The sequence below is a fragment of the Photobacterium sp. 270122K genome (assembly GCF_059941365.1).
Genome location: NZ_JBPOEN010000026.1, coordinates 1 through 1,085 on the forward strand (window position 1 = coordinate 1; position 1,085 = coordinate 1,085).

Consider the following 1,085-nt stretch of genomic DNA (forward strand, 5'->3'; position numbering starts at 1 on the left):
AGCGTCCTCCCTTTCTGCCGCTCGGCTTTATTGTTTGTTAATAGCGTTAACGCAAAGATGGTATCATCCAATCATTCTCTTAATGATCGGTACTCAGGGTGAGTATCTATTCAGTGAAAGAGGCTGATTTTAACGGTTACTTTAAAGAATGAAGGTGCAATGAGAATCCCACAGCGACTACAACCACTTGTTGATGATGGTTTAATTGACGAAGTGTTATCCCAATTAATGAGTGGTAAAGAAGCCTCTGTCTATGTTGTGCGCAGCAGAGGAGAGATCTGTTGTGCGAAAGTCTACAAAGAAATCGAACAACGCAGTTTCAAGCAGGCTGTGGCGTACCGTGAAGGCCGCAAAGTGCGTAATAGCCGTCGCGCCCGAGCCATGGAAAAAGGTTCTAAATTCGGCCGGGATGAGCAAGAGAAAGTGTGGCAGCAAGCGGAAGTGGATGCGCTGTCGACACTACAGAAAGCCGATGTGCGTGTACCCACACCTTACGGTTGTTTTGATGGCGTGCTGTTAATGGAACTCATCACGGATGACGAAGGTGCAGTAGCCCCGCGTCTGAATGATGTCACTCTCACCCAAGAGCAGGCTCGCCGAGATCATGATGTCATGATCAAGTATGTGGCGCGTATGCTGTGTGTGGGTATTGTGCATGGAGATCTCTCTGAGTTTAACGTGTTGGTGGATGACCAAGGCCCGGTGATCATCGATTTGCCGCAGGCCGTTGATGCCTCCGCCAACAATAATGCTAAGTGGATGCTAGAGCGTGATGTGAGAAACATGACGAACTATTATGGCCAGTATGCGCCAGAGCTATTGAGCCTGCAGTACGCGAAAGAAATGTGGGCTTTATTTGAAGCCGGTGAGCTGACGCCTGAAACGGTGCTGACAGGGCACTTCACTGAAAGCGAAGACGACGCCGATATTGATGGTCTGATGGCTGAAATTAATGCCGTCATGGAAGAAGCGGCGTTGCGTAAAGCACGCTTGATTGAAGAACAAGACACTGATTAATTTAATTTTATAATTATTGCGGATAGTGCTTGCACATCATCATTCTATACGTATAATGAGCCGCACAT

The 1,085-nt window shown here is 47.6% G+C and carries 1 protein-coding gene; it reads left to right on the forward strand.

Translation table 11 applies throughout. The features are described from left to right. Positions 1-159: 159 nt before the first annotated feature. Positions 160-1,017 (forward strand): PA4780 family RIO1-like protein kinase, encoded by an 858-nt coding sequence (locus ACSF8W_RS23485; protein WP_500849513.1) that lies wholly within the window; start codon positions 160-162, stop codon positions 1,015-1,017. Positions 1,018-1,085 lie beyond the last annotated feature (68 nt).

Excerpts from the sequence above, each read along its gene's own strand:
- ACSF8W_RS23485 (WP_500849513.1), top strand. The coding sequence starts at position 160 with ATGAGAATCCCACAGCGACTACAACCACTTGTTGATGATGGTTTAATT.